Origin of the sequence: Porphyrobacter sp. TH134 (genome assembly GCF_002855495.1) — a bacterium.
Classification (GTDB): domain Bacteria; phylum Pseudomonadota; class Alphaproteobacteria; order Sphingomonadales; family Sphingomonadaceae; genus Erythrobacter.
In genome coordinates this window covers 1-26,336 of record NZ_PKRO01000039.1, presented here as the reverse complement: position 1 = coordinate 26,336, position 26,336 = coordinate 1, and the positions used below count along the sequence as shown (strand labels likewise).

The 26,336-nt window shown below is 62.4% G+C and carries 18 protein-coding genes; 6 read left to right on the top strand and 12 right to left on the bottom strand.

Annotated features, from left to right (window positions below; all coding sequences use genetic code 11):
- Window positions 1-76 precede the first annotated feature (76 nt).
- The 4 genes from C0V72_RS13505 to groES form a co-directional block, all read right to left on the bottom strand.
- On the bottom strand, window positions 77-754 hold the full coding sequence (locus C0V72_RS13505; protein WP_233999953.1) for a TonB-dependent receptor: 678 nt from the start codon (window positions 752-754) through the stop codon (window positions 77-79).
- A 417-nt stretch (window positions 755-1,171) separates the two neighbouring features.
- Window positions 1,172-3,433: a catalase/peroxidase HPI gene (gene katG / locus C0V72_RS13500; protein WP_442792588.1), complete on the bottom strand. Its 2,262-nt coding sequence runs from the start codon at window positions 3,431-3,433 to the stop codon at window positions 1,172-1,174.
- A gap of 295 nt (window positions 3,434-3,728) precedes the next feature.
- The gene (gene groL, locus C0V72_RS13495; RefSeq protein WP_101794665.1) at window positions 3,729-5,360 is read right to left on the bottom strand and encodes a chaperonin GroEL; all 1,632 of its coding nucleotides are present in this window, start codon (window positions 5,358-5,360) and stop codon (window positions 3,729-3,731) included.
- A gap of 57 nt (window positions 5,361-5,417) precedes the next feature.
- Complete coding sequence (gene groES / locus C0V72_RS13490; protein ID WP_101794664.1) at window positions 5,418-5,705, bottom strand: co-chaperone GroES; 288 nt, start codon at window positions 5,703-5,705, stop codon at window positions 5,418-5,420.
- A 213-nt stretch (window positions 5,706-5,918) separates the two neighbouring features.
- Between groES and C0V72_RS13485 the strand changes: the two genes are divergently transcribed.
- Entirely contained in the window at window positions 5,919-6,776 is an 858-nt protein-coding gene (locus C0V72_RS13485; protein WP_101794663.1) for a mechanosensitive ion channel family protein, read from the top strand.
- A 2-nt stretch (window positions 6,777-6,778) separates the two neighbouring features.
- Here C0V72_RS13485 and C0V72_RS13480 read toward each other — a convergent pair whose 3' ends face one another.
- From C0V72_RS13480 to C0V72_RS13455, 6 genes are all read right to left on the bottom strand, one after another.
- Window positions 6,779-8,173, bottom strand: a complete 1,395-nt coding sequence (locus tag C0V72_RS13480) for an MATE family efflux transporter (protein WP_101794662.1) — start codon at window positions 8,171-8,173, stop codon at window positions 6,779-6,781.
- A gap of 223 nt (window positions 8,174-8,396) precedes the next feature.
- On the bottom strand, window positions 8,397-8,768 hold the full coding sequence (gene rplL / locus C0V72_RS13475; protein ID WP_101794661.1) for a 50S ribosomal protein L7/L12: 372 nt from the start codon (window positions 8,766-8,768) through the stop codon (window positions 8,397-8,399).
- 72 nt (window positions 8,769-8,840) lie between these two features.
- A complete protein-coding gene (gene rplJ / locus C0V72_RS13470; RefSeq protein ID WP_101794660.1) occupies window positions 8,841-9,353 on the bottom strand; it encodes a 50S ribosomal protein L10 in 513 nt (170 codons plus the stop codon).
- Between the two features lie 286 nt (window positions 9,354-9,639).
- Window positions 9,640-10,449 (bottom strand): hypothetical protein, encoded by an 810-nt coding sequence (locus C0V72_RS13465; RefSeq protein ID WP_101794659.1) that lies wholly within the window; start codon window positions 10,447-10,449, stop codon window positions 9,640-9,642.
- Window positions 10,450-10,452: 3 nt separating this feature from the next.
- Window positions 10,453-10,677, bottom strand: a complete 225-nt coding sequence (locus C0V72_RS13460) for a helix-turn-helix domain-containing protein (RefSeq protein WP_101794658.1) — start codon at window positions 10,675-10,677, stop codon at window positions 10,453-10,455.
- A complete protein-coding gene (locus tag C0V72_RS13455) occupies window positions 10,677-11,183 on the bottom strand; it encodes a DUF2975 domain-containing protein (RefSeq protein WP_101794657.1) in 507 nt (168 codons plus the stop codon). Before C0V72_RS13455 ends, C0V72_RS13460 begins: the two co-directional genes overlap by 1 nt.
- A gap of 420 nt (window positions 11,184-11,603) precedes the next feature.
- Between C0V72_RS13455 and rpoB the strand changes: the two genes are divergently transcribed.
- From rpoB to C0V72_RS13430, 5 genes are all read left to right on the top strand, one after another.
- Window positions 11,604-15,800 carry a DNA-directed RNA polymerase subunit beta gene (gene rpoB / locus C0V72_RS13450; RefSeq protein ID WP_101794656.1) on the top strand — a complete coding sequence of 1,399 codons (4,197 nt, stop codon included), beginning with the start codon at window positions 11,604-11,606 and terminating at the stop codon, window positions 15,798-15,800.
- Window positions 15,801-15,871: 71 nt separating this feature from the next.
- Window positions 15,872-20,173 (top strand): DNA-directed RNA polymerase subunit beta', encoded by a 4,302-nt coding sequence (rpoC, locus tag C0V72_RS13445; protein ID WP_101794655.1) that lies wholly within the window; start codon window positions 15,872-15,874, stop codon window positions 20,171-20,173.
- Between the two features lie 163 nt (window positions 20,174-20,336).
- Entirely contained in the window at window positions 20,337-20,777 is a 441-nt protein-coding gene (locus C0V72_RS13440; RefSeq protein ID WP_101794654.1) for a DNA-directed RNA polymerase subunit beta', read from the top strand.
- Window positions 20,778-20,817: 40 nt separating this feature from the next.
- Window positions 20,818-22,176, top strand: coding sequence for a glutamate--tRNA ligase (gene gltX, locus C0V72_RS13435; RefSeq protein WP_101794653.1), 1,359 nt, complete (start codon window positions 20,818-20,820; stop codon window positions 22,174-22,176).
- A 461-nt stretch (window positions 22,177-22,637) separates the two neighbouring features.
- A complete protein-coding gene (locus C0V72_RS13430) occupies window positions 22,638-25,118 on the top strand; it encodes a TonB-dependent receptor (protein ID WP_233999952.1) in 2,481 nt (826 codons plus the stop codon).
- Between the two features lie 160 nt (window positions 25,119-25,278).
- Here the strand turns inward: C0V72_RS13430 and C0V72_RS13425 are convergent, their stop codons facing one another.
- Both C0V72_RS13425 and C0V72_RS16655 read right to left on the bottom strand, forming a co-directional pair.
- Window positions 25,279-26,121 (bottom strand): 23S rRNA (adenine(2030)-N(6))-methyltransferase RlmJ, encoded by an 843-nt coding sequence (locus C0V72_RS13425; protein ID WP_101794652.1) that lies wholly within the window; start codon window positions 26,119-26,121, stop codon window positions 25,279-25,281.
- Window positions 26,122-26,133: 12 nt separating this feature from the next.
- On the bottom strand, window positions 26,134-26,336 hold a 203-nt coding region (locus C0V72_RS16655; RefSeq protein WP_233999951.1), incomplete at its 5' end, for a hypothetical protein.

Genomic DNA, 26,336 nt, shown 5'->3' with positions numbered 1-26,336 from the left:
ACTCGGTCGTTTCTGGCGAAACCCCGGAATCAGCGATCAGCAAGCGCGTCAAGCGCAACCGGCTGATATCTCCCAACTACTTTTGAGGACAGGCTCTGACAAGGTTGCGGATGTTGCCATCGAAGTAGGAATAGCTGCCCGATACGCGGTAGCCGAGCGTGTCGCTGATCGGCCCGGCGATACTGAAGTTGACACCATATTCTTCATCGGTGGTGCCGATCGCGTTGATTGTGCCGGTGAAGGTGCTGGTGGGATCCTTGGTCACAAAGTTGATGAGGCCCGCAGACGCGTTCTTGCCGTAGAGGGTCGATTGCGGACCGCGCAGCACTTCGACCCGTTCGACATCGGGCAGATCGGTGAAAGCGCGAGCCTGAAAGGCGAGCGGCGCATCGTCGATCTGGATGGCGACGCTGGGCTCGACGCCGATCGAAAAGGCGAAGGTGCCGATGCCGCGCAGCGTGATCTGGGCATTTTGCGGATGCTCTGCCGGGCGGATCACCAGCGACGGGGAAACCTTGCCGAGATCAGCAAACTGGCGCACGCCTGCCGCATCAAGCTGCGCCGGTTCAATAACCTGCAATGAAAGAGGCACATCCTGAAGGCGTTCCGAACGCTTCTGTGCGGTCACCACGATCTCTGCCGGCATCGCGCCCGCATCTGCGGCGGTGTCGCCCTGATCGAGCCCGGCGGCATCTTGCGCTCGTGCTCCGGCAGGTGCGGCCAAGGCCAGCGCCGATACGACAAACGCCCCCACGGACGTTGATCCCTTGAACCTCCTCATAGCCCATCTCCCCTTTGGCTGGCGCTGAAATTCATGTTCCGGCGCCTATCTGATCCAGTTCGTAAATAATGGTCGGGCCGATTGCAAGACATTGTCATACCAAAATGCAGGAATGGTCATCATGGGGGCAGCCTGTGGCGCCGTCGCAACGGTCGTGGCGGGTGATGGCAGGATTGGCCTGTCCACTCGCAGCGAATGTCCGGCATCGGTCAGACGCTCGGGCAGCGGCACAAAAGAGCGCGGGCCTGTGTGCGCAATGGCGGGTGCTGATCTGCATGAAGGGCGAGAAAACTGGCGAGCCCGTGATACCAAGAAAAACCCCGGCGGATTGCTCCACCGGGGTTTTGTGTGTCCGAGAGGTGTTGCGCCTCGGGATAGGCGAGGCTGACGTTACTTCACGTCGAAGCGGTCCAGCATCATCACCTTGTCCCACGCCTTGGCAAAATCGGCGGCAAACTTTGCCTCGCCGCCAGCAACGGCGTAGGTTTCGGCCACGGCGCGCAGTTCGGAATTGCTGCCGAACACCAGGTCGACTTCGGTCGCGGTCCACTTGAGGGCGCCTGTCTTGCGGTCGCGGCCTTCGTAAAGGCCCTTTTCGGCGGCCGGCTTCCACACGTTGCCCATGTCGAGCAGGTTGACGAAGAAGTCATTGCTCAAGCTGCCCGGTGTGTCGGTGAACACCCCGTGCTTGGCCCCGCCGGTGTTGGCATCCAGCATCCGCATGCCTGCCAGCAGCACCGTCATTTCCGGCACGGTCAAGGTCAGGGTGTCGGCCTGATCGATCAGCATCTGCGTGGGCGTGAGACGCGCCTTGTCGCCATAGAAGTTGCGGAAGCCGTCCGCCGCCGGGCGCAGCAGTTCGAAGCTCTTGGCATCGGTGTGCGCGTCGGTTGCATCGACCCGGCCCGGGGTGAAGGGCACGGTGACGGTGTGACCCGCCGCCTTGGCCGCATCCTCAACCGCAACCACCCCGCCGAGCACGACGAGATCGGCGATCGACACCTTCTTCGCGCCCGCGCCGGCATTGAACTTCGCCTGCACGCCTTCCAGCGCGGTGACCACCTTGGCGATCACCTCGGGATCGTTGACGCCCCAGTCCTTCTGCGGGGCGAGCCGGATGCGCGCGCCGTTGGCACCGCCGCGCATATCGGTATCACGGAAGGTCACCGCCGAAGCCCAGGCCGTGCGCACCAGATCGGAACGCGAAAGGCCAGTGGCGCGGATCGCGGTCTTCAGGCTGGCGACATCGCTATTGTCGATCGTCGTATAATCGGCCTTGGGCAGCGGATCCTGCCAGATCAGGTCTTCGGCCGGAACCTCCGCCCCGACATAGCGCGCCTTGGGGCCAAGATCGCGGTGGGTCAGCTTGAACCATGCACGGGCAAAGGCCGCGTCCATCGCCTTGGGATCCTTTGCCCAGCGGCTGGTAATCGCGCCGTAAGCGGGATCATACCGCAGCGCGAGGTCGGTGGTCAGCATCACCGGGGCATGGGTGACGGCGGGGTCGAAGGCATCGGGCACCACCTTCACGTCCGCCGCATTGACCGGCTCCCACAGCTTGGCGCCTGCCGGGCTGGTGGTCTGCTTCCATTCGAAACCATAGAGGTTTTCCAGATAGTTGCTGCTCCACTGGATCGGCGTGACCGTCCATGCGCCTTCCAACCCGCTGGTGGTCGCGTCCTTGCCGACGCCGGTGCCGCACTTGTTCTTCCAGCCAAAGCCCTGCGCTTCGACGCCTTCGGCGGCCGGCTCCTTGCCAACGCAATCGGCGGCCTTCTTGGCGCCGTGCATCTTGCCGATGGTGTGCCCGCCGATGACGAGCGCGGCGGTTTCCTCGTCATCCATGCCCATCCGTCCGAACGTGGTGCGGATCTGCTGCGCGGACTTGAGGATGTCGGGGTTGCCCTCCGGCCCTTCGGGATTGACGTAGATGAGGCCCATTTCCGATGCCGCCAGCGGCTGGTCGAGGTTTTCGCCTTCGGCATTGCGCTCGGACGTCAGGAACTTGGTTTCCGGGCCCCAGTAGACCATTTCCGGTTCCCACGCATCCGCGCGGCCGCCGGCAAAGCCAAAGGTCTTGAACCCGGTGTTTTCCAGCGCGACATTGCCCGACAGGATGATAAGGTCGGACCACGACAGCGCCGCCCCATACTTTTGCTTGACCGGCCACAGCACGCGGCGGGCCTTGTCGAGATTACCGTTATCGGGCCAGGAATTCAGCGGCTCAAAGCGGATCTGCCCGCCATCCGAACCGCCGCGTCCGTCGCCTGAACGATAGGTGCCGGCAGAGTGCCAGGCGAGCCGGATGAACAGACCGGCATAATTGCCGTAATCGGCCGGCCACCATTCCTGCGAATCCGTGAGCGCGGCGTTGATGTCGGCCTTGACCGCCGCAAGATCGAGCTTGGCGAATTCGGCGGCGTAATCGAAATCGGGCCCGTTGGGATCGGCCTTGTATTCGTTCTGGCGCAGGCGGGTAAGGTCGACGACGTTCGGCCACCAATCCTGCACATTGCGCGGTGCGGCTTCGGTCTGCCGCATCGCGGCGTGGCCTGCACCTTGTTCGCTGAAGCCGGGCGGGGTCGCAGCGGCGGGTACGGCGAGAAGCAGGCTTGAGGACAGGAGCAGCAGCTCCTTCATTCTGAGTGTCATGGTTGAACCCCGTTGTGTTGGTCACTGATTTTGCAGGAGCAGAGGCCCCGCAGCACGGGTCCGCTTAGGGCGAGAGGATCAATCGAAGAAACGGCTTGTCGTGATAACTGTGATGCGATTTGCCGATGAATAGCGGCAGATGCAAAAAACCCCGGCGGGGTGAGCCGCCGGGGTTTTCTGTTTTGGTGCTTGGGCCGCCTCGGGCGAAGCCCGAGTCGTCAGACGGGGCGCGGGCGCCCCGCTGGCCGGCCTGCGGGGTGGACGGGTCAGCTTGCGCTGGCCCGCCCGCCTTAGGTCAGAACCCCATGCCGCCCATGTCGGGCATCGGGGGCGAAGCCGGCTTGTCTTCCGGACGCTCGACGATCGCCGCTTCGGTGGTGATCAAGAGGCCAGCAACCGAAGCTGCGTCCTGCAACGCGGTGCGGACGACCTTGGTCGGGTCGATCACGCCGGCCTTCACCAGGTTCTCGTACACGTCGGTCGATGCGTTGAAGCCCTGCGTTTCGTCATTCTCGCGCAGCAGGTTGCCTGCAACGACCGCGCCATCATGGCCGGCGTTCTGGGCGATCTGCTTGATCGGGGCGGTGATCGCCTTGCGGATGATGTCGATGCCGCGGGTCTGGTCTTCGTTCGCGCCCTTCAGGCCTTCCAACGCCTTGGTGGCATAAAGCAGAGCCGTACCGCCGCCGGGGACGATGCCTTCCTCAACCGCAGCGCGGGTTGCATGGAGGGCGTCGTCGACGCGATCCTTGCGCTCCTTCACTTCGACTTCGGTCGCACCGCCGACCTTGATCACGGCAACCCCGCCGGCGAGCTTCGCCAGACGTTCCTGCAGCTTCTCACGGTCGTAATCGCTGGAGGTGTTGTCGATCTGGGTGCGGATTTCCGCCACGCGCGCCTTGATGTCGTCAGCCGAACCGGCGCCATCGACGATGGTGGTGTTGTCCTTGTCGATCGAGACCTTCTTGGCCTGACCGAGCATGCCCACGGTGACGTTTTCGAGCTTGATGCCGAGGTCTTCGCTGATCATCTCGCCCTTGGTCAGGATCGCGATGTCCTGCAGCATCGCCTTGCGACGATCGCCGAAGCCCGGAGCCTTGACCGCAGCAACCTTCAGGCCGCCGCGCAGCTTGTTGACCACCAGGGTCGCCAGCGCTTCGCCTTCGATGTCTTCGGCGATGATGAGCAGCGGACGGCCCGACTGCACCACGGCTTCGAGGATCGGCAGCATCGCCTGCAGGTTCGACAGCTTCTTTTCGTGGATCAGGATATAGGGGTTATCCAGTTCCACGGTCATCTTGTCGGGGTTGGTGATAAAGTAGGGCGACAGGTAACCGCGGTCGAACTGCATGCCTTCGACGACATCGAGTTCAAACTCGAGGCCCTTGGCTTCCTCGACGGTGATCACGCCTTCCTTGCCGACCTTGTCCATGGCTTCGGCGATCTTCTCGCCAACTTCACGGTCGCCATTGGCCGAGATGATGCCGACCTGCGCGATTTCCGACGAATCCGAAACGGCCTTCGAACGGTTCTTGAGGTTTTCGACTACGGCGAGCACAGCCTGATCGATCCCGCGCTTGAGATCCATCGGGTTCATGCCGGCGGCAACCGACTTCATGCCTTCGTTGACGATGGCCTGCGCGAGCACGGTGGCGGTGGTGGTGCCGTCACCCGCGCTGTCATTCGCCTTGCTGGCGACTTCGCGCAGCATCTGGGCGCCCATGTTTTCGAACTTGTCCTTGAGTTCGATTTCCTTGGCGACGGTGACGCCGTCCTTGGTGATGCGGGGGGCGCCGAAGCTCTTGTCGATGACGACGTTGCGGCCCTTGGGGCCGAGGGTCACCTTGACGGCGTTAGCGAGAATGTCGACGCCGCGCAGAATACCTTCGCGGGCTTCGCGGCCGAACTTGACGTCCTTGGCTGCCATGATTGTTTCTCCTGAGATTTGGTTATGAGTTGAAAGTAGCGAAAGGAATCAGTGGCTTCAGCCCATGATCCCCATGATGTCGCTTTCCTTCATGATCAGCAGGTCTTCACCGTTGATCTTGACTTCGGTGCCGGACCACTTGCCGAACAGGACACGGTCGCCGACCTTGACGTCGAGCGCGATGCGCGCGCCGGCATCGTCACGGTTGCCTTCGCCGACGGCGATGACTTCGCCTTCGCTCGGCTTTTCCTGAGCGCTGTCGGGGATGATGATGCCGCCAGCGGTCTTCTGGTCGGCTTCGATGCGACGGACCACAACGCGGTCGTGCAGCGGACGAAATGCCATGATGATGACCTTTCCTTAAATGGGTGAGAGTGCTTGGCACTCTCCCTCTGAGAGTGCCAACGGGGGTGCATTTGGTCGCGGCGGCGGAATGAATCAACCCCTCGGCGTGCAAAAAATTTCGTGGCGCAGTGGTGGCGCGCAGGATGGCCAGTGCCCGGTTGCTCGGTTATCTGGCCACCGGTAACCTGACCCGTCCCGCCTGAGGAGCTATCGATGTCTGCCCCCAAACTGCCGCCCCGTCTTTCCGGTCTGAGCGAGGAGCTGGATATGGCCACACGGGCATGGGCGTGGCTGATCGACAGCATCCCCCAAATCGCTGGCGCGTTTGTCGTGCTGATGATCGGCGCGGGGCTGGCGCGCTTGCTATCCAAGGGCGCCGACCGGGCGCTGACCCGGTCGGGCCGGATCGAACCGACGGTCGCCAAATTCCTCAGCAACATCATCAAATATGCGCTGTGGGTGGTGGTGGCGGTGACAGTGCTCACCCAGTTCGGGGTGCAGACCACCAGCATCATCGCCGCGCTGGGCGGGTTGGCGCTGGCGGTGGGCCTTGCGCTGCAAGGCACGCTGTCAAACGTGGCGGCGGGCGTGATGATCCTGATCCAGCGCCCGTTCCGCGTGGGCGAGCTGATTACCGCAGGGACAGTATCGGGCACGGTGCAATCGATCGGCCTGTTCACCACCGAACTGCTCCAGTTGGATGGGCTTTACGTCATGGTCCCCAACAACGAGCTGTGGAACAAGGCGGTGGTCAATTCCTCGCGGATGCCGACCCGGCGGTTCGAGCTGATTGTGCCGATTGCCTATGAGGATGATCTCAAGGCAGCCAAGGCCGCGATGCTGGAACTGGCGCTGGCCGATCAGCGCGTGCTGGCTGAGCCTGCGCCGGTCACCTTTGTGGCCAGCCTCGGGGATAATGCGGTGCGCGTGGGGCTGCGGGTGTGGTGCCGGGCGCATGACCATCTGGGGCTGTCGTGGGCCCTGAACGAACAGGTGAAGCTGAAGTTTGACGCGCTGGGCATGACCATGGCGACCGGGGTTGCCGCGCCCACTGCTGCCGCAGCGCGCTAGAACTAGGCGGCAGCGTAGCGGGTCAGGCCGAGGCGGTCACGCCGGGCCCAGCGCCACAGCAGCCCGGCTGCGGCAAAGAACAGGCCGGTGGCGAGCCCGATCCACACGCCCGTCCCCCCAAGCGGCGTATAGAAGCCTAGCCCGATCGCCATGCCGAAGCCGGGCACCCAATAGCTGAAGATCGCGATCCACATCGGCACGCCGGTATCCTGAAGCCCGCGCAGTGCGCCCGCGCCCACGGCTTGCACGCCGTCGGCAAGCTGGAAGATCGCCGCCCACAGCAGATATTGCAGCGCAAAGCCCACCAGCGCCGCATTGGCTGGCGCGGCGGGGTCGATATAGACACGCAGCAGCAGGGTTGGCACCAGCAGCATGGCGAGCGCGGTAACGCTCATGAACCCGGTTCCGATGGCGATCGCCACCCAGCCTGCGCGCCCTGCCGCAACACGGTCGCCCGCGCCGTGGTGAAAGCCAACCCGGATTGTTGTCGCCTGCGCCGTGCCGAAGGGGATCTGGAAGGCAAGCGCGGCAAGGTTCAGGGCAAGGGTGTGCGCGGCAAGCTCGGTCTCGCCGATGCGGCCCATCAGCAGGGCGGCGGCGCTGAACAGCCCGGCTTCGGCAAAAACGGTGAGCGCGATCGGCGTTCCGATCATGACAATATCCCGGAACCGGGCCCATTCCGGCCGCCACCAGCGCCCGAAGATGCGATAGCGCCGCAGCACCCGGTCGCGGGTGATGACCACGACATAGGCGGCCAGCATGGCCACTGCGGTGATGACGCTCGACAGCGCCGATCCGGTCAGCCCCAGCGCCGGGGCGCCGAGATTGCCGAACACCAGCGTCCAGTTGCCAAGCACATTGGTGCCCAGCGCCAGCAGGGTGATGCCGGTTGCATAGCCCGGCTTGCCCAGCGCGGCGACAAAAATGCGGAACACACCGGCCAGCACCATCGGGATCATCGCAAAGGCGAGCACGAACAGGAAATCGCCGGCCATTCCGGCAATGGCAGGGGTCTGCCCGGACAGCAGCAACAGCGGTTCGCCCGCAAAGGCAATCCCCATGCCCAGCGCACCGAAGAGCACCGCCACCCACATCCCCATCCGCACCGTGCGGCGGATGTCGCGCACCGAATGCAGCTTTCGTCCGCGTTCGGCGGAAATCAGCGGCGCGCAGGCCCCGACCAGCCCGGTCATCGCCCAAACAGTGAGGCCGAAGATCGCGATGGCGAGGCTCGACGCCGCCAGCGGTGTATCGCCGAGCCGCGCGATGAAGATCACGTCAACCGCGTGGATCAGCATCTGAAGCAGATTCGTTGCGGCAAGCGGGATCGCCAGCGCCAGCGTCGCGCGCAGTTCCTGCCCCCAGCTGGGCGTGTCGAGTGTGGTCACTTGGTGCATGATGGTTCCGCTGCCCGCCGACAGGCGAGCCGGTCCGGATAGGCGCGAGGTTGATTCGGGGGAAGGGCTAATCCTGCTGCGTAATAGCGGCAAGCATGCCACGTGGCGCGCGGCGGTGGTGGCGGGCCAGGCCAAAGGGGGGCGCAAAAAGGGCGGCACCATCGCTGGCGCCGCCCTCCTATCTGCGAGTGCTTCAAGACACCCGCAAAACTTCCAAAGAAGATTACTTGAGTTCGACGGTGCCGCCGGCTTCTTCGATCTTCTTCTTGATGTCTTCGGCTTCCGCCTTGTTGACGCCTTCCTTGATGGCCTTGGGAGCCGATTCAACGAGGGTCTTGGCTTCGGTCAGGCCCAGGCCGGTGATGGCGCGGACTTCCTTGATGACCTGGATCTTCTTCCCGCCGTCGCCGGTCAGGATGACGTCGAATTCGGTCTGCTCTTCGACAGCTTCGGCAGCAGCGGCCGGGCCGGCGGCAACCGCGACAGCAGCAGCGGCGCTCACGCCCCATGCTTCTTCGAGGGCCTTGGCGAGGTCAGCGGCTTCGAGCACGGTCAGCTTCGAGAGTTCTTCAACAAGCTTGGCAATATCGGCCATGATGGTTCTCTTTCAAATTGTGGCGGGGCAAATGCGCCCCAATAGATTGTTTCGTAAAACGAAAAACGTCTCTTAGGCTGCCTTGTCCGCGTAAGCGGCGAAAACACGGGCGACCTTCGCGGCGGGTGCGGTAACGACCTGGGCGATCTTCGTCGCAGGCGCGTTGACCAGCCCGATGAGCTTGGCGCGCAGTTCGTCGAGGCTGGGCATCGAGGCGAGTGCCTTGATCCCGGCTTCGTCGAGCACGACCGAACCCATCGACCCGCCGACGATTTCGAGCTTGTCGTTCGTCTTGGCGAATTCGACAGCGGCCTTGGCAGCCGCGACCGGGTCCTTCGACCAGGCCAGCCCGACCGGGCCAGTGAGCATATCACTGATCCCGACATAGTCGGTGTTTTCGAGGGCGAGATTGGCGAGACGGTTCTTCGCAACCTTGTAGGTGGCGCCAGCATCGCGCATCTTCAGACGCAGGGCAGTGGACTGAGCCACCGTCATGCCGAGATTGCGGGTGACGACCACCACGGCAACCTCGTTGAAGACTGCGTTGAGCTGGGCAACCGCGTCGGCTTTCTGCGAACGATCCATGCCATACTCCTTCACATTTGGCCGGGCGGGATGGCTCCCGAACGGCCGGCTACGTTTGTCCATGGCGAAGCCGAAGCTCCGTCACGGGCGAGTCCGTCGAAAGGGAAGGAGGGTGAGTGCCAGCATCATGGCAGGCACGCGGGCGTTTGCTTGCGCAGAACGCCGAAATCTCGTTTCCCCGTCTAGGCTGGAAATTAAGAGAGCCAGATTGCTCTCACCAACGGTCTCGGACGGATGACCACCCGAAGGCGGTCGGGTTGGGCCATTAGGCCAAAGCCGGGCAGAGTCAAGTGTTCTGGCCGACGCTGAGCGCCGGGCTGAGCGGGGCGGATGGGTCGTCCTGCGGCACCAGTTCCGCCCCGACCCGCCGTGCCGCATGGATCGCGGCCTGCACGGATGCCCCGGTCAGGGTCAGCGCCAGAAATCCCACCACGATCGAATCCAGCACCATTGCCGCCCAATCGAGCGACGGGGGCAGGGCAACCACTGCCGCAATCGCAAGGCCATAATGCACAACCATCAGCGGCAGCATCCCGGTCAGCATCAGGCCGGCGGCGTGCCAGATCTCCTTGTGCATGATCGCGGCAGATCGCAGCGGGGTCAGCGTCCGGTTCCCGACCGCCCAACCCGCGCTCCACGCCGCCAGATACAGCCCCAGTGCCATCGAACCGATGGTCAGCACCGCCGAAGCAATTGTCGCAGCCTGTCCTCCCAACCCGGCCAGCCCGGTCAGCGACGGGCCGAACAGCCCCCACCACATCTGCACCGCGCCAAAGGCAAAGACGACCAGCCACAACCCGAATGCGGGCCATTCGATCCGCGCCGCGCGGGCTGGATCGCCCAGCAGCATGAAGCGGACAAACCAATAGCCCGGCAGATAAAGCGCGAGCGTCTTGACGAAGCCGAACTGCAACCGCAGCGGATCGACCTCGGCCGCCATCGCACCGGCTTCATCGACATACATTCCGCCGCGCAGTTCGACGACATGCTGCGCCATTTCCACCAGCACCGGGATCAGGAACAAGAGCGGGCAAGCCACGGCAAAGGCGGCAGCCTGGCGATAGATCGCCGTGGTATCGGATAGCAGAGCTTTCATATCCTACTCCCCTTCATAGCCGAGCAGGTCGCCCGGTTGACATTGCAGTTCGCGGCAGATCGCAGCGAGGGTGGAAAAACGGATCGCCTTCGCCTTGCCGGTCTTGAGGATCGACAGATTGGCCAGCGTCAGGCCGACCCGGTCGGCCAGCTCGGTCAGGGTCATGCGGCGGGCGAGCAGCAGATCGTCGAGCTTGACGAGGATCGCCCCGCTTTCATCGGCAGGCATCAGACTGTCCCTTCCAGATCGCTCTGCATCGTTGCGCCAACCCGAAACAGGCGCGCCAGAACCAGCAGCAGCGGCACAGCAAACCAGCCCGTCAGCGAAAGCGACCAGCCAAGATATTCGCCGGTCTGTGCGCTCGCCCAGATCGACACCTGGCCGAAGGCGAGATCGACGATGTTGATGACCAGCAGCATCCACGCCATCATTCGCAGACGGTCGGCGTTGGTATCGCTGAAAGCGGCGCCGGCCATCGTGTCGCGGATCATGGCGATCAGGCGGGTCAGGATGACGTGGACTGCCCCTGTGACCGGAAGGATCATGAGGCAGGCTGACAGCAGCCAGGTCACCAGGACATCTGCTTGTGCCGGCGTGAAGCGCCCATTGTCCATCGCGTCGCGAAATGGACCAATATCCGCCACCAGCATGATGCCCAGCAGCGCGAACAGCGCCGCGACCACCCAGTTGAGAATATTGGCGATCCGGAAAATCCAGAGCAGGGAGGGCAGCATATTACGACTCCTTCACATATTGAGATTCGATATGCCGAAAGGCCGTCTTATCGTCAATCAATAATATTGAAAAACGATAAGACGGCATGCGGGTAGCGCGCGATCAGCAGCAATCGCGGCGAGCCGTGCGCTGCGGGCCGCGCTGGGCGTTGACAGATCAAGGGGGTAACCCTACATGCGCGGCCTACGCCCGCTTCGAGCAAGACCGATTCAAGCGCGGGGATCGGTCCCGAAATGGAAGCGGCGGATAGCCCCTCTCGCGATGCAAACAGAATGCTGCGGCCAGCACCCCTCGAAAAGGGGTGATGGCAATGCGGCTTTTGTGCGTCGCATGTGGCACCTTTTCCGCATCGAACGATAGCGATATTCCCCGTCCGCGCGGCCTTCCCGTGCGGCCCAATCAAAGAGGCCAACTCCTCCATGGCAACCAAGGCGAAGCCGCCCGTGACCCGCAGCCGCAAGGCGCAAGGGACCGCCAAGAAGCGCATCCGCAAGATCTTCGGTGACATTCACGAAGTGGTGCAGATGCCGAACCTGATCGAGGTTCAGCGCGAAAGCTACGAACAGTTCCTGCGCTCGGACAAGGCGACCGGTTATGTTTCGGGCCTTGAAAAGACCCTGCGTTCGGTGTTCCCGATCCGCGATTTCGCCGGCACCGCCGAGCTTGATTTCGTGCATTACGAACTTGAAGAGCCCAAGTACGACACCACCGAATGCCGTCAGCGCGGGATCACCTATGCTGCGCCGATGAAGGTGACCCTGCGCCTCATCGTGTTTGAAGTGGATCAGGAAACCGAAACCCGCTCGGTCCTCGATATCAAGGAGCAGGACGTCTACATGGGCGACATGCCCCTGATGACGGATAACGGCACCTTCATCATCAACGGCACCGAGCGTGTGATCGTCAGCCAGATGCACCGCTCGCCGGGCGTCTTGTTCGATCACGATCGCGGCAAGACCCATTCTTCGGGCAAGCTGCTGTTTGCTGCCCGCGTGATCCCCTACCGCGGGTCGTGGCTGGACTTTGAATTCGACGCCAAGGACATCGTCAATGTCCGCATCGACCGCAAGCGCAAGCTGCCGGTTACCGCGCTGCTCTATTCGCTCGGTCTCGATGCCGAAGATATCCTGCATCACTTCTACAACACGGTGACGTGGGAGCGGGCCAAGGATGGGTGGAAGATCCCGTTCCAGGCCGAAGCCTGGCGCAATGCCAAGCCGACCTTCGCGCTGGTTGACGCCGCGACGGGCGAAGAAGTGTTTGCCGCTGGCACCAAAATCAGCCCGCGCGCTGCCAACAAGGCGGCCAAGGATGGCCTGACCGAATTGCTGTTGCCGACCGAAGAAGTCGTCAGCCGTTATGCCGCCGCTGACATGATCGACGAGGCGACGGGCCGCATCTACATCGAAGCCGGCGATGAGCTGACGCTTGAGCATGTTGAGATGCTCGACAAGGCCGGGATCGACCGCCTGCCGCTGCTCGATATTGACGAGATCAATACCGGCCCGTGGATCCGCAACACGCTGAAGGCCGACAAGGCCGAGAACCGCGACGAAGGTCTGGAAGCGATCTACAAGGTCATGCGTCCGGGCGAACCGCCGACGAAGGAAACCGCCGAGGCGCTGTTCGAAGGCCTGTTCTTCGACGCCGAACGCTATGACCTATCGGCCGTGGGCCGCGTGAAGCTCAATATGCGTCTGGGTCTTGAGTGCGAGGACACCATCACCACGCTGCGCAAGGACGATATCCTCGCGGTGGTGAAGGAGCTTGTCGGCCTTAAGGACGGCAAGGGCGAAGTCGATGATATCGACAACCTCGGCAACCGCCGCGTGCGTTCGGTGGGCGAGCTGCTGGAAAACCAGTACCGCGTCGGCCTGCTGCGCATGGAGCGCGCCGTGAAGGAGCGGATGAGCTCGGTCGATGTGTCGACGGTGATGCCGAACGACCTCATCAACGCCAAGCCCGCCGTGGCTGCGGTGCGCGAGTTCTTCGGCTCCTCGCAGCTGTCGCAGTTCATGGACCAGACCAACCCGCTTTCGGAAGTCACCCACAAGCGCCGCGTTTCGGCCTTGGGCCCGGGTGGTCTCACCCGTGAGCGCGCCGGCTTCGAAGTCCGCGACGTTCACCCGACCCATTATGGCCGTATCTGCCCGATCGAAACGCCGGAAGGCCCGAACATCGGTCTGATCAACAGCCTCGCATCGTTCAGCCGCGTCAACAAGTACGGCTTCATCGAAACCCCGTACCGCAAGGTGATCGACGGCAAGGTGACCGCCGACGTGATCTATCTTTCCGCAATGGAAGAACAGAAGCACACGGTTGCGCAGGCCTCGGCCGAGCTGAACGAAGACGGCTCGTTTGTTGAAGAACTCGTGTCAGCGCGCCACAACGGCGACAACCTGATGGCGATGCGCGAGCACGTCACGCTGATGGACGTGTCGCCGAAGCAGCTGGTTTCGGTTGCGGCATCGCTCATTCCGTTCCTGGAAAACGATGACGCCAACCGCGCGCTCATGGGCTCGAACATGCAGCGTCAGGCTGTGCCGCTGGTGAAGGCCGAAGCACCCTGGGTCGGCACCGGGATGGAAGAAACCGTGGCGCGCGATTCGGGCGCCGCGATTGCAGCCCGTCGCGGCGGGATTGTCGATCAGGTCGACGCGACCCGCATCGTGATCCGTGCCATTGGCGATGTCGAACCCGGCCAGTCGGGCGTCGACATCTACACCCTCCAGAAGTTCCAGCGTTCGAACCAGAACACCTGCATCAACCAGCGTCCGCTGGTGAAGGTGGGTGACGTGATCGAGCAGGGCGACATCATCGCCGATGGTCCCTCGACCGATCTGGGCGAGCTGGCGCTGGGCAAGAACAGCCTCGTCGCGTTCATGCCGTGGAATGGCTACAACTACGAAGACTCGATCCTGATCAGCGAACGCATCGTGAAGGACGACGTGTTCACCTCGATCCACATCGAGGAGTTCGAAGTCATGGCGCGCGACACGAAGCTCGGGCCGGAAGACATCACCCGCGACATTCCCAATGTCGGCGAGGAAGCCCTGCGCAACCTCGACGAAGCGGGCATCGTCTACATCGGCGCTGAAGTGCACCCCGGTGACATCCTCGTCGGCAAGATCACGCCCAAGGGCGAATCCCCGATGACCCCGGAAGAAAAGCTGCTGCGCGCGATCTTCGGCGAAAAGGCCTCCGACGTGCGTGACACCTCGCTGCGGCTGCCGCCGGGCGTTGCGGGCACGATCGTCGAAGTCCGGGTGTTCAACCGCCACGGGATCGAGATCGACGACCGTACCCGTGCGATCCAGAACGAGGAAATCGAACGTCTCCGCAAGGACGCGGCGGACGAACGCAACATCCTCAACCGTGCGACCTACAACCGCCTGCGGGACATGCTGATCGGCCAGACCGCATCGGCAGCGCCCAAGGGGCTGAAGAAGGGCGACGAAATCACCGAAGATCTGCTCGAAGGGATCGAGCGCCACGAATGGTTCAAGTTCGCGGTGGCCGATGACAGCCGTCAGACGCAGATCGAAGCGGTGAAGACGCAGTACGACGAAGCCGTCGCGGTGATCGATGCCAAGTTCCAGGACCGCAAGGAAAAGTTGGAACGCGGCGATGAACTCGCGCCGGGCGTGCTCAAGATGGTCAAGGTGTTCGTCGCGGTGAAGCGCAAGCTGCAGCCGGGCGACAAGATGGCGGGCCGTCACGGGAACAAGGGTGTCATCAGCCGCATCTTGCCGGCTGAAGACATGCCCTTCCTTGAAGACGGGACGCCGGTTGATCTGGTGCTCAACCCGCTGGGCGTGCCGTCGCGCATGAACGTCGGGCAGATCTTTGAAACGCACCTGGGCTTTGCGGCCCGTGCACTGGGTCATGAAATCAAGGCCAAGCTGGACGAATGGCGCGCTGCCAATCCGAATGCCGCCGAAGATTTCGCGGGCGTGGCGCCGCCGGCCGCGGTCGTGGATCGTCTCAAGGACATCTATGGCGAGCAGTATTTCGAAGATCTCGACAGCCGCACCACGGCCGATATCGTCGAACTGGCAGGCAATCTGGCAGCGGGCGTTCCGATGGGCACCCCGGTGTTCGATGGCGCACGCGAGCCGGACGTGTCGGAAATGCTGATCAAGGCCGGGATCGATTCCTCGGGCCAGTCGGTGCTCTATGATGGCCGCACGGGCGAAGCGTTCGACCGCAAGGTCACCGTGGGCATCATCTACATGCTCAAGCTGCACCACTTGGTCGACGACAAGATCCACGCACGTTCGATCGGGCCGTACTCGCTCGTCACCCAGCAGCCGCTGGGCGGTAAGGCGCAGTTCGGCGGCCAGCGCTTCGGGGAAATGGAGGTCTGGGCGCTCCAGGCTTACGGCGCGGCCTATACCTTGCAGGAAATGCTGACGGTGAAGTCCGACGACGTGGTCGGCCGCACCAAGGTCTACGAAGCGATCGTCAAGGGTGACGACACCTTCGAGGCCGGCATTCCGGAGAGCTTCAACGTGCTCGTCAAGGAAATGCGCTCGCTGGGTCTGAACGTCGAACTGAAGTCGATCCTCGACGAGGACGAAGACCAGACCGACTACAGCGCGATTGCAGCGGAATAAGGTGTGAGGGGGCTGCAACGCCCCCTTCGCCGCCCCGCCTTCGAGTTTCATCCCCCTAAGGGAACACAGTCATGAACGACCTGACCAAATTCACCAACCAGCTGGCGAAGCCCGAAACCTTCGACCAGATCCAGATCGGCATCGCCAGCCCCGAGCGTATTCGCTCGTGGTCCTATGGCGAGATCAAGAAGCCGGAAACCATCAACTACCGCACGTTCAAGCCCGAGCGTGACGGCTTGTTCTGCGCGCGCATCTTCGGCCCCGTGAAGGACTACGAGTGCCTGTGCGGCAAGTACAAGCGCATGAAGTACAAGGGCGTCGTCTGCGAAAAGTGCGGCGTCGAAGTCACCGTGACCAAGGTGCGCCGTGAGCGCATGGGTCACATCGAACTGGCAGCGCCCGTCGCCCACATCTGGTTCCTGAAGTCGCTGCCCTCGCGCATTGGTCTGCTGCTCGACATGCAGCTCAAGCAGCTTGAGCGCGTGCTGTATTTCGAAAGCTACATCGTTACCGAACCGGGCCTCACCCCGCTGGAAAAGTTCCAGCTGATGACCGAGGATGAACTCCTCGAAGCCCAGGACGAATATGGCGAAGACGCCTTCACCGCCGATATTGGCGCGGAAGCCGTGCGCACCATGCTGATGCAGCTCGACCTTGAGGCCGAGCGTGATGCCCTGATGGACGAGCTGGCGACCACCAAGTCGACGCTCAAGCCCAAGAAGATCATCAAGCGTCTGAAGGTCGTCGAAAGCTTCATCGATTCCGGCAACCGCCCGGAATGGATGATCCTCGAAGTAATCCCGGTCATCCCGCCCGAACTGCGCCCGCTGGTGCCGCTTGATGGCGGCCGCTTTGCGACCTCGGATCTCAACGATCTCTATCGCCGCGTCATCAACCGTAACAACCGCCTCAAGCGCCTCATTGAACTGCGCGCGCCGGACATCATCGTGCGCAACGAAAAGCGCATGTTGCAGGAAGCGGTTGACGCGCTGTTCGACAACGGCCGCCGTGGCCGCGTCATCACCGGCGCCAACAAGCGTCCGCTGAAGTCGCTGTCCGACATGCTCAAGGGCAAGCAGGGCCGCTTCCGTCAGAACCTGCTCGGCAAGCGCGTCGATTATTCGGGCCGTTCGGTGATCGTGACCGGGCCAGAACTGAAGCTGCACCAGTGCGGCTTGCCGAAGAAGATGGCGCTCGAACTGTTTAAGCCGTTCATCTATGCCCGTCTGGATGCCAAGGGTCTTTCGATGACCCTGAAGCAGGCCAAGAAGTGGGTCGAGAAGGAGCGCAAGGAAGTTTGGGACATCCTCGACGAGGTGATCCGCGAACACCCGGTGCTGCTGAACCGCGCGCCGACGCTTCACCGCCTGGGCATCCAGGCGTTCGAGCCCGTGCTGATCGAAGGCAAGGCGATCCAGCTGCACCCGCTGGTCTGCTCGGCCTTCAACGCCGACTTCGACGGTGACCAGATGGCGGTCCACGTGCCGCTGTCGCTGGAAGCCCAGCTTGAAGCGCGCGTGCTGATGATGTCGACCAACAACATCCTCTCACCCGCCAACGGCAAGCCGATCATCGTGCCTTCGCAGGACATGGTTTTGGGGATCTACTACCTGTCGATGGAACGTCAGGAAAAGCACCCCGAATATATCGAGGAAGCCGACGGCACCAAGATCGAGAAGCTCCCGCGCTTCAGCGACATGGCTGAAGTGCATCAGGCGCTCGAAGCTAAGGCCGTGACGCTGCACACCCGGGTTCTCGCCCGCGTGCCGCAGGCTGACGAGAACGGCGTGGTGGCGATGAAGCGCTTTGTCACCACCCCGGGCCGGATGCTGATTGGCGAATGCCTGCCCAAGAACCACAAGGTGCCGTTCGACATCATCAACCGCTTGCTGACCAAGCGCGAGATCGGTGACGTGATCGACCAGGTGTATCGTCACACCGGCCAGAAGGACACGGTGCTGTTTGCTGACGCGATCATGAGCCTTGGCTTCCGCCATGCGTTCAAGGCCGGCATCAGCTTCGGCAAGGATGACATGATCATCCCCGACGCCAAGGAAAAGCTGGTCGACGAGACCAAGGAACTGGTTGCTGGCTATGAACAGCAGTATCAGGACGGCCTCATCACCCAGCAGGAAAAGTACAACAAGGTGATCGACGCCTGGTCGAAGTGCGGTGACATGGTCGCCGACGCGATGATGGCCGAGATCAAGGCGCAGCCGATCGACAAGGAAACGGGCAAGGAAGCCCAGATCAACTCGATCTACATGATGAGCCACTCCGGCGCACGTGGTAGCCCGGCGCAGATGAAGCAGCTGGCCGGGATGCGCGGTCTGATGGCCAAGCCATCGGGCGAGATCATCGAGACCCCGATCATCTCGAACTTCAAGGAAGGTCTGACCGTTCTTGAATACTTCAACTCGACCCACGGCGCTCGTAAGGGCCTCGCGGACACCGCTTTGAAGACCGCAAACTCGGGTTATCTCACCCGCCGTCTGGTCGACGTGTCGCAGGATTGCGTCATCGTCGAGGAAGATTGCGGCACCGAGAACTTCCTTGAAATGCGCGCCATCATTCAGGGCGGCAGCGTGATTGCGTCGCTTGGCGAGCGTATTCTTGGTCGCACGACCATGGAAGACATCGTCAACGCTGCAACCGGCGAAGTGATCGTGCCCAAGCTGACCCTGCTCGACGAAGCGATGGTCAAGGCGATCGAGGATGCCGAAGTGCAGTCGGCCAAGATTCGCAGCCCGCTGGTCTGCGAAGCCGAACAGGGCGTCTGCGGAACCTGCTACGGTCGCGATCTGGCGCGCGGTACGCCGGTGAACATCGGTGAAGCCATCGGCGTCATCGCGGCGCAGTCGATCGGCGAGCCCGGCACCCAGCTGACGATGCGGACCTTCCACATCGGCGGTGCGGCGCAGCTCAACGAAACCTCGCACCTTGAGGCGATTTCGGAAGGCAAGGTCGAATACCGCGAGATGCAGACCATCTCCGACAAGATGGGCCGCATCCTCAGCCTGTCGCGCAGCGGCGAAATCGCCGTGATCGACGCCGAAGGGCGTGAGCGCGAGATGCACAAGGTGCCCTACGGGACGGTGATCAAGATCAAGGACGGCGCGTCCGTCAAGATTGGCGATCGTCTGGCCGAATGGGATCCGTTCACGCTGCCGATCATCACCGAGCAATCGGGTGTGGTGAAGTATCAGGATCTGATCGAGGGCATCACGCTCGAAGAACAGATGGATGATGCTACCGGGATCGCCCAGCGCGTGGTGACCGAAAACCGCGCCACCGGCCGCAAGAAGAAGGAAGACCTGCGTCCGCGCATGACCCTTCTGGCCGAAGGCAGCGGCGAAACGGAAGCGGCGCGTTACATGCTCGCTCCGGGCACGACGCTGTCGGTTGAAGATGGCCAGACGGTTGAAGCCGGCGACATTCTCGCCCGCGCCAGCCGCGAAGCCGCCAAGACCCGCGACATCACCGGCGGTCTGCCGCGGGTGGCCGAACTGTTCGAAGCGCGCATGCCCAAGGACGTGTCGGTCATCGCCAAGGTTTCCGGCCGCATTGAATTCGTCCGCGAGTACAAGGCGAAGCGCAAGATCGCGATTGTGCCGGAGGAGGGAGATCCGGTGGAATACCTGATCCCCAAGACCAAGGTGATCGACGTGCAGGAAGGCGATTACGTGAAGAAGGGTGATACCCTGATTTCCGGCTCGCCCAACCCGCACGACATCCTCGAAGTCATGGGCGTCGAAGCGCTGGCCGAGTATCTCGTTGACGAGATTCAGGAAGTCTATCGCTTGCAGGGCGTGAAGATCAACGACAAGCACATCGAGGTGATCGTTCGCCAGATGCTGCAAAAGGTCGAGATCACCGAAGGCGGGGACACCACCCTGCTGCCGGGCGAGCAGGTCGATCTGGCCGAGATGCTGGAGATCAACGGCAAGCTGGCCAAGGGCAAGCAGCCTGCGGAAGGCAAGCCGGTGCTGCTCGGCATCACCAAGGCCTCGCTCCAGACCCGTTCGTTCATCTCGGCGGCCTCGTTCCAGGAAACCACCCGCGTGCTGACGCAGGCGGCGGTCGAAGGGAAGAAGGACACGCTGATCGGGCTGAAGGAAAACGTGATCGTCGGGCGTCTGATTCCGGCGGGCACGGGTGCAGGCATGAACCGTCTGCGCGTCACCGCCAACAGCCGCGATGCGGCGCTGAAGGCTGCCTGGAAAAAGCAGCAGGATGCGCTGGCGACGACTGGCCAACGCGAAGCCGAACCTGCCGCTCATGCGATCGGTTCGGAAGAGAAGATGAAGGCCGCCATGGCCGCGATGGCCGCCGCCGCACCTGCGGCTGACATCGAGGATGATGGCGCGGAATAAGTCCGCACCCCATCTGCTCCAATGGCACGAATAGCCCCGCCCGAGCGCAAGCTTTGGCGGGGCTTTTCTTTGCCCTCTCCCCTCGCACTATTCGCTATTGCAAGTCATTCGCATAAAATGTAGCCTCGGGGCTTCCGCTGACGCCATCCCCTAGCGAGGTTTCATGTCCCGACCGCTCCACTCCAACCCCGCCACCCGCAACATCATCGCCGCACTCGCTGTGCCTCCGCGGATCGACAGGTTGGGCCCCGTGTCCGGGCGCTTTATCCATGCGTTGCGGCTCATCGCGCTGCACGAGCGCATGGGCCGCGATCCTGTCCCTGAACTGGCTGTCCGCCTTGGCAGCGTGGAGGTGGCAGCCAAGGCGCTGATCCTGGCCCACAGCATATCGGCGTGCTGGCCCGAAAACATCCACGTCTCACGCTTCTGTTGCCGCCTGCTCAGCCATGATGAAGCCACAATCGGCCTCTTCGTGGACGCAGCAGCCCATGGTGACCGACAGGGCTTTGAAGGCGCGCTTGGCGGCTTTATCCGGGTGGATCGCATGCACCGCCTGTGGGAGGGCGCCCTCGCACTGGTTGCGGCCGAGTGCCGCGCTGTGTGAGTGCTTGCGGGGCGTCGCAGCGCGCTCTACCGCAGCGCGCATGACCACCACCCGTTTTGCTCCATCGCCCACTGGCCGGCTTCATGTCGGCAACATCCGTACCGCGCTCCACAACTGGATGCTGGCGCGGCAAGCGGGCGGCACCTTTATCCTGCGGATCGACGATACCGACGCTGAGCGGAGCCGTGAGGAATATGCCTCCGCGATCCGCGCCGACCTGCAATGGCTGGGCCTGACATGGGACCGCGAGGAGCGGCAGTCTGCGCGCCTGGACCGGTATGAGGCTGCCTTCGCGGCCCTGTTGGCAGCGGGCAGGATCTATCCGTGTTACGAGGACACGCAGGAACTTGAGGTCAAGCGCAAGATCGCCTTGGGCCGCGGTCTGCCGCCGATCTATGACCGGGCAGCCCTGTCCCTGTCGAGCGAAGACCGCGCGCGGTTCGAGGCTGCGGGCACCCGTCCGCACTGGCGCTTCCTGCTTGACCATGCAGAGCCGATCATGTGGCATGATGGTATTCGTGGGCCCCAGAAATTCGATGCGGCGCAATTGTCCGATCCCGTCATCCGGCGCGCCGATGGCTCGTGGCTTTATATGATGCCGAGCGCGGTCGACGACATTGATATGGGGGTTACCCAGGTGCTGCGCGGTGAAGACCATGTGTCGAACACTGCCGTTCAGATTCAGATATTTACGGCGCTTAATGCGGCAGGCTACGGCGCGGCAGAAGGCACCGCAAAAGGGCTTCCCGCATTCGCGCATGAAGCGCTGCTGGTCGGGCGCGAAGGCAAGCTGTCCAAGCGTCTCGGATCGCTCGGCTGCGATGCCTTTCGCGAGCGCGGTATTGAACCGGAAGCGATCATCGCCCTGCTGGCCCGGTTGGGGACGTCGCAGCCAGTGGAGCCCATTGTGGACCGCGCGGCACTTGTCGCCGGGTTCGATCTGTCGACTTTTGGGCGCGCGCCGGCCAAGTTTGACGAGGAAGATCTGGAACGGCTCAACGCCGGGATCGTGCATCAGCTGCCCTATGAGGCCATTGCGGCGCGTCTGCCGGTCGGAATGGACGCTGCTGGTTGGCACGCCGTTCGGCCCAATCTGGCGCATGTCGGGGAGGCTGCGGATTGGTGGCAGCTGGTCACCGGGCCCATTACGGCTCCGGCTTTTACCGATGAGGACAAGGCGTTTCTCGCGCAGGCCGAGCAGACGCTGGTGTGGGGCGACAATCCTTGGGCCGCGCTGACCGCCGCGCTCAAGGAAGCGACCGGGCGCAAGGGCAAGGCCCTGTTTCTGCCGCTGCGACAGGCGCTCACCGGGATGGACCATGGGCCGGATATGGGTGAGCTTCTGCCGCTGATCGGTGAGGCTGAGGTGCGTGGCCGCCTTGCAAGGGCCGCTGCCTGAGCATTGGCGTGCACTGCCACCGAGGCCGCTGACCACATAATTCGCCGCAGCACGATCCCGCGCTGAGTGCAGCGCCAGGCCACGCCATTTGCATGGCGGGTGGCGGCAATCCTTGCGTGCGGCGCACGCCGCTTATGCGGGCGGCCTTCACGCCATGTGCCATGGCACGATCTGCCGCCGCCGGTCAGCAGGCGGCAGGCAAACATACTTATCCGTCATTATCCAAAGTCTCCACGAGCTTCGCCTAACCGGCGATAGATCGCGTGCAATCGTGTCACGTGCAGGGCTGTGCAGATCGATGATGCGTTACTGAAAATCAAATAAATATACCAATCACGTCCGTTAAAAACGGGGATTAATTGTCGTGCAGGCCAAAAAATAGTCTTCAGCTAAAAATGGAAACCGGAAAAATGAGAAAATCTGGTAAAATACTTCTTACATATTACGCGATCGCGCTTGTTATGCCGACTGCTGCCATTGCGAAGGACCGGGACGCGGGCACCGCGTCGGGCGCCGAAAATGGCGCGGCGGCGGCGGAAGCTGCTGACGCAGACAGCGCGCCCAAGGTTGAAGAACTGTTTTCGACCGGCGTTGCCAAGGGACGCGACCGGCTCGACAGTGCCACATCGACCAGCTCGCTGCGCGCCAGCGAGATCGAGAAGTTCGGTGTGCGCTCGCTTGCCGAGGTGTTCCGCAACATCCCCGGCATCCGCGCCGAGGCGATCGGAGAAGGGCTGGGCAGCTACACCATCCGCGGCCTTCCGCTTGCGGCAAACGGTTCCAAGTGGCTGAACTTTCAGGAAGACGGCCTGCCTGTCGTCGAATTTGGCGACATCAATTACCTGACGCCGGATTCCTTGCTGCGCTTTGACCTCAACCTTGCGCAGATCGAAACTATCCGCGGCGGATCAGCATCGACCTTTGCGTCCAATTCGCCGGGCGGTGTCATCAACCTGATTTCCAAGACGGGCGATGTCGAAGGCGGCACGATCCAAGCCACCACGGGCCTTGATTATGGCGAAAGCCGGCTCGATTTCGCCTATGGCGCCAAGCTCAGCGATACGGTGCGGTTCCACATCGGCGGCTTTTACCGCGAAGGTGAAGGCCCGCGCGATCAGGGCTTTACGGCCTATCGCGGCGGCCAGATCAAATTCAACATCACCAAGGACCTGCCGACCGGTTACATCCGGCTTTACGGCAAGTATCTGAACGATCAGACCCCGCTGTATCAGGGCGTGCCGCTGGCGGTGAGCGGGAGCAACGACGACCCGCGTTATACCAATGTGCCGGGCTTCGATGCATCGCGCGATGTGATCCAGAGCCGCAACCTCGGCAACTATGTCATCCCCAACGGTGAGAACGAGCCGACCCGCTTCGATGCGCGTCAGGGCATCAACCCGACCGTGAAGTCGATCGGTCTGGAAGCCCAGTTCGATGTCGCCGATTGGACCATTACCGAGCGCTTCCGCTTTTCTGATATCAGCGGCAGTGTGCAATTGGTCCTGCCCCTGCGAATTGCGCCGGCAGCGACGATCCTTGGTGTATTGAACGCGCCTGGCGGATCGCTGCGCTACGTCAACGGGGATCGCACCGGCCAGGTTGTTCCCAATGCAGCGACAGCCACCCTCAACGGCAACGGCATTCTGGTCAGCGGGATGCTCTACAGTCCGCAGATGAAGAACATGGACAATGTCACTAACGACTTGCGCGCCAGCCGCGTGTGGAAGGCCGGGGCCGGCGATCTGACCACGACCTTTGGGATCTATGCCTCGCGTCAGTCGGTGTTCAACGACTTCCTCGGTTCGAATATCGTCACCGATGTGCGCAGCGGCGGGAACACGGCGCTGGTCGATGTCATCGATGCTGGCGGCGTTGCACAAACGCAGGGCGGCTTTTTTAACTTCAACGGCTCGGTCGCAGCCAGCTTTGATGTCGATTATCAGGTTCTCGCGCCTTATGCCTCGGTCAATTACAAGGTCGGCAAGTTCTCGTTTGGCGGCAGTATCCGGTTCGATCGCGGTAATGTTGAAGGTCAGGCCTTCGGCTATACCATCGGGCGGCAGAACTTCCCCACCCAGTCGGTCGACGTGAACCGCGATGGGGTGATCTCGGTCGCCGAGACCCGCACCGCGCAGTTCGATTTCAATGCGCCGTCGCTGGTCGACTACAATTACGACTACACCAGCTATTCGGCGAGCGTGAATTACCGCGTATCGGATGCGTTTGCCGCCTTTGCCCGCTACAGCCGGGGCGGGCGCGCGGCAGCCGACCGGATTCTGGTAACGCCGACCATCGACCCGGTGACCGGCCAGTTGGCCGGCGGTGAAGACGGATTTGACGTGGTCACGCAGACCGAGGTGGGCCTGAAGTTCCGCAAGTCGAACGTCACGCTCAACCTGACCGGGTTTCTGGCTGACACCAGCGAAGTGAACAGGCAGGTCACATCGAATGCTGCGGGCGAAACAGTCGCTTTCCTGATCGAACGCGATTACCGCGCCTACGGCCTTGAATTTGAAGGCGCAGTGACCTTTGGCGGGTTCAACCTGACAGCCGGGGCAACCTACACCAAGGCGGAAATCACGGATGATGTGACGCAGCCCCAGTTCATCGGCAACACCCCGCGCCGTCAGCCCGATCTGATCTTTCAGGCAACCCCGCAGTATCAGACTGATCTGTTTACCGCGGGCGTCAACATTGTCGGGCACACCGACAGCTTCGCGCAGGATGCCAATCAGTTGAAGCTGCCGGGTTTCGCGATCGTCAGCCCGTTCCTGCAAGTGCGCGCGGCCGAAGGCGTGTCGGTGATGGTCAACGTCAACAACGTCTTTGACACGCTGGGCATTGTCGAAATCTCCCAAGGCGCACTTCCGGCCAACGGGGTCGTCACGGCCCGGACGATCAACCCGCGCACGGTCTCGGCAGCGGTGCGAGTCAGTTTCTGATCGGCTGGCCAGTACAGGTAGCTCCCTAATCCGGGGCCTGAACATCATGGGCCGGGGCCAGAGGATTGTATCCTCTCGTCCCGGCCCTCGTTTTTTCTGCATGGGTCAGCCGGCGGGCCGGGGCGAGAATGGCCGGGAACCGCTCTGGCTTGTGGATTGATTAGTTGCCCAACCAATCAGCGGTGATCGCGCCGCTGTGACCCTCGGGTGCCAGTGCTGCACGGAGCGCTTCCAGCAAGGGCGGCAGGCCTTGCGTGAAGGCGTAAGGCGGGTTGACGATGAAAAGCCCCGCGCCGTTATAGATCCCGGGTTGATCGGTATCGTACAGCCAATGCTCGACGCTCAAGAGCTTCGGGATACCTAGCTTGCGCAACTGCTGCTTCCACCGAAGGTGTGCAGCCCGGTCTTTCAGCGGATACCAGATCACTGTCACGCCGTGCGCCCATTTGCGCATTGCGCCAGCCAGGGTTGCCGTGATCCGCGCACGTTCGTCGGTCTGCTCATACGGCGGATCGACCACCACCACGCCGCGCGGGGTGCGGGTTGGCAGCATGGCCAGCCACAGTTCGTAAGCGTCGCGTTCATGCACGGCGGCTGATGTTCCGCGCATCGCACCGCGCAGGGCAATCGCATCCTCGCTGTGTTTTTCGTTGAGGATCAGGGCATCCTGCGGGCGCAACAGCTGCGCCATAATGCGCGGTGAGCCGGGATAAAGTTGCGGCTCGTCCCCGGCGTTCATGGGCGCATTCACCGCCATGACAGCAGACCGGTAGTCGTCCAGCAAGGGCTGCGAACCCGCAAAGACCCGCATCACCCCCAGCGCAGCCTCGCCCGTGCGTCCAGCCTCCTCACCATGAAGGTCGTAAAGCCCGCAGCCGGCATGGGTATCGATCAGGGTCATGGCCGACGGCTTTTGCTGCAATGCCCGAATAAGGGCGATCAACAGGCTATGCTTCACAACATCTGCGCTGTTGCCGGCATGGAAGGAATGGCGATAATTCATTGGTGCCGCATATCACGAAACATGCAGGACCAAGGAAGCGCGGATTGCATGGCGCACGGCAAAACCACCGGATTTATTTCCGCCCCGAGGGGGATGGAGGGTCTTTAGTTTTCGGAAAAATAGACCTGTTGCGAAAGTGGGGATTAGGGGATTCCCGTTTGGCGTAAAATCTGATTCACGCTTTGGATGCAGAGGTTTTGCGCTGAGCGGCTGAT

Excerpts from the sequence above, each read along its gene's own strand:
- gltX (WP_101794653.1), top strand. The coding sequence starts at position 20,818 with ATGACCACCACCCGTTTTGCTCCATCGCCCACTGGCCGGCTTCATGTC.
- C0V72_RS13425 (WP_101794652.1), bottom strand. The coding sequence starts at position 26,121 with ATGAATTATCGCCATTCCTTCCATGCCGGCAACAGCGCAGATGTTGTG.
- groES (WP_101794664.1), bottom strand. The coding sequence starts at position 5,705 with ATGGCATTTCGTCCGCTGCACGACCGCGTTGTGGTCCGTCGCATCGAA.
- rplL (WP_101794661.1), bottom strand. The coding sequence starts at position 8,768 with ATGGCCGATATTGCCAAGCTTGTTGAAGAACTCTCGAAGCTGACCGTG.
- C0V72_RS13480 (WP_101794662.1), bottom strand. The coding sequence starts at position 8,173 with ATGCACCAAGTGACCACACTCGACACGCCCAGCTGGGGGCAGGAACTG.
- C0V72_RS13460 (WP_101794658.1), bottom strand. The coding sequence starts at position 10,677 with ATGCCTGCCGATGAAAGCGGGGCGATCCTCGTCAAGCTCGACGATCTG.
- C0V72_RS13430 (WP_233999952.1), top strand. The coding sequence starts at position 22,638 with ATGCCGACTGCTGCCATTGCGAAGGACCGGGACGCGGGCACCGCGTCG.
- rpoB (WP_101794656.1), top strand. The coding sequence starts at position 11,604 with ATGGCAACCAAGGCGAAGCCGCCCGTGACCCGCAGCCGCAAGGCGCAA.
- C0V72_RS13465 (WP_101794659.1), bottom strand. The coding sequence starts at position 10,449 with ATGAAAGCTCTGCTATCCGATACCACGGCGATCTATCGCCAGGCTGCC.
- rplJ (WP_101794660.1), bottom strand. The coding sequence starts at position 9,353 with ATGGATCGTTCGCAGAAAGCCGACGCGGTTGCCCAGCTCAACGCAGTC.
- C0V72_RS13485 (WP_101794663.1), top strand. The coding sequence starts at position 5,919 with ATGTCTGCCCCCAAACTGCCGCCCCGTCTTTCCGGTCTGAGCGAGGAG.
- C0V72_RS13440 (WP_101794654.1), top strand. The coding sequence starts at position 20,337 with ATGTCCCGACCGCTCCACTCCAACCCCGCCACCCGCAACATCATCGCC.
- groL (WP_101794665.1), bottom strand. The coding sequence starts at position 5,360 with ATGGCAGCCAAGGACGTCAAGTTCGGCCGCGAAGCCCGCGAAGGTATT.
- rpoC (WP_101794655.1), top strand. The coding sequence starts at position 15,872 with ATGAACGACCTGACCAAATTCACCAACCAGCTGGCGAAGCCCGAAACC.
- C0V72_RS13455 (WP_101794657.1), bottom strand. The coding sequence starts at position 11,183 with ATGCTGCCCTCCCTGCTCTGGATTTTCCGGATCGCCAATATTCTCAAC.
- katG (WP_442792588.1), bottom strand. The coding sequence starts at position 3,433 with ATGACACTCAGAATGAAGGAGCTGCTGCTCCTGTCCTCAAGCCTGCTT.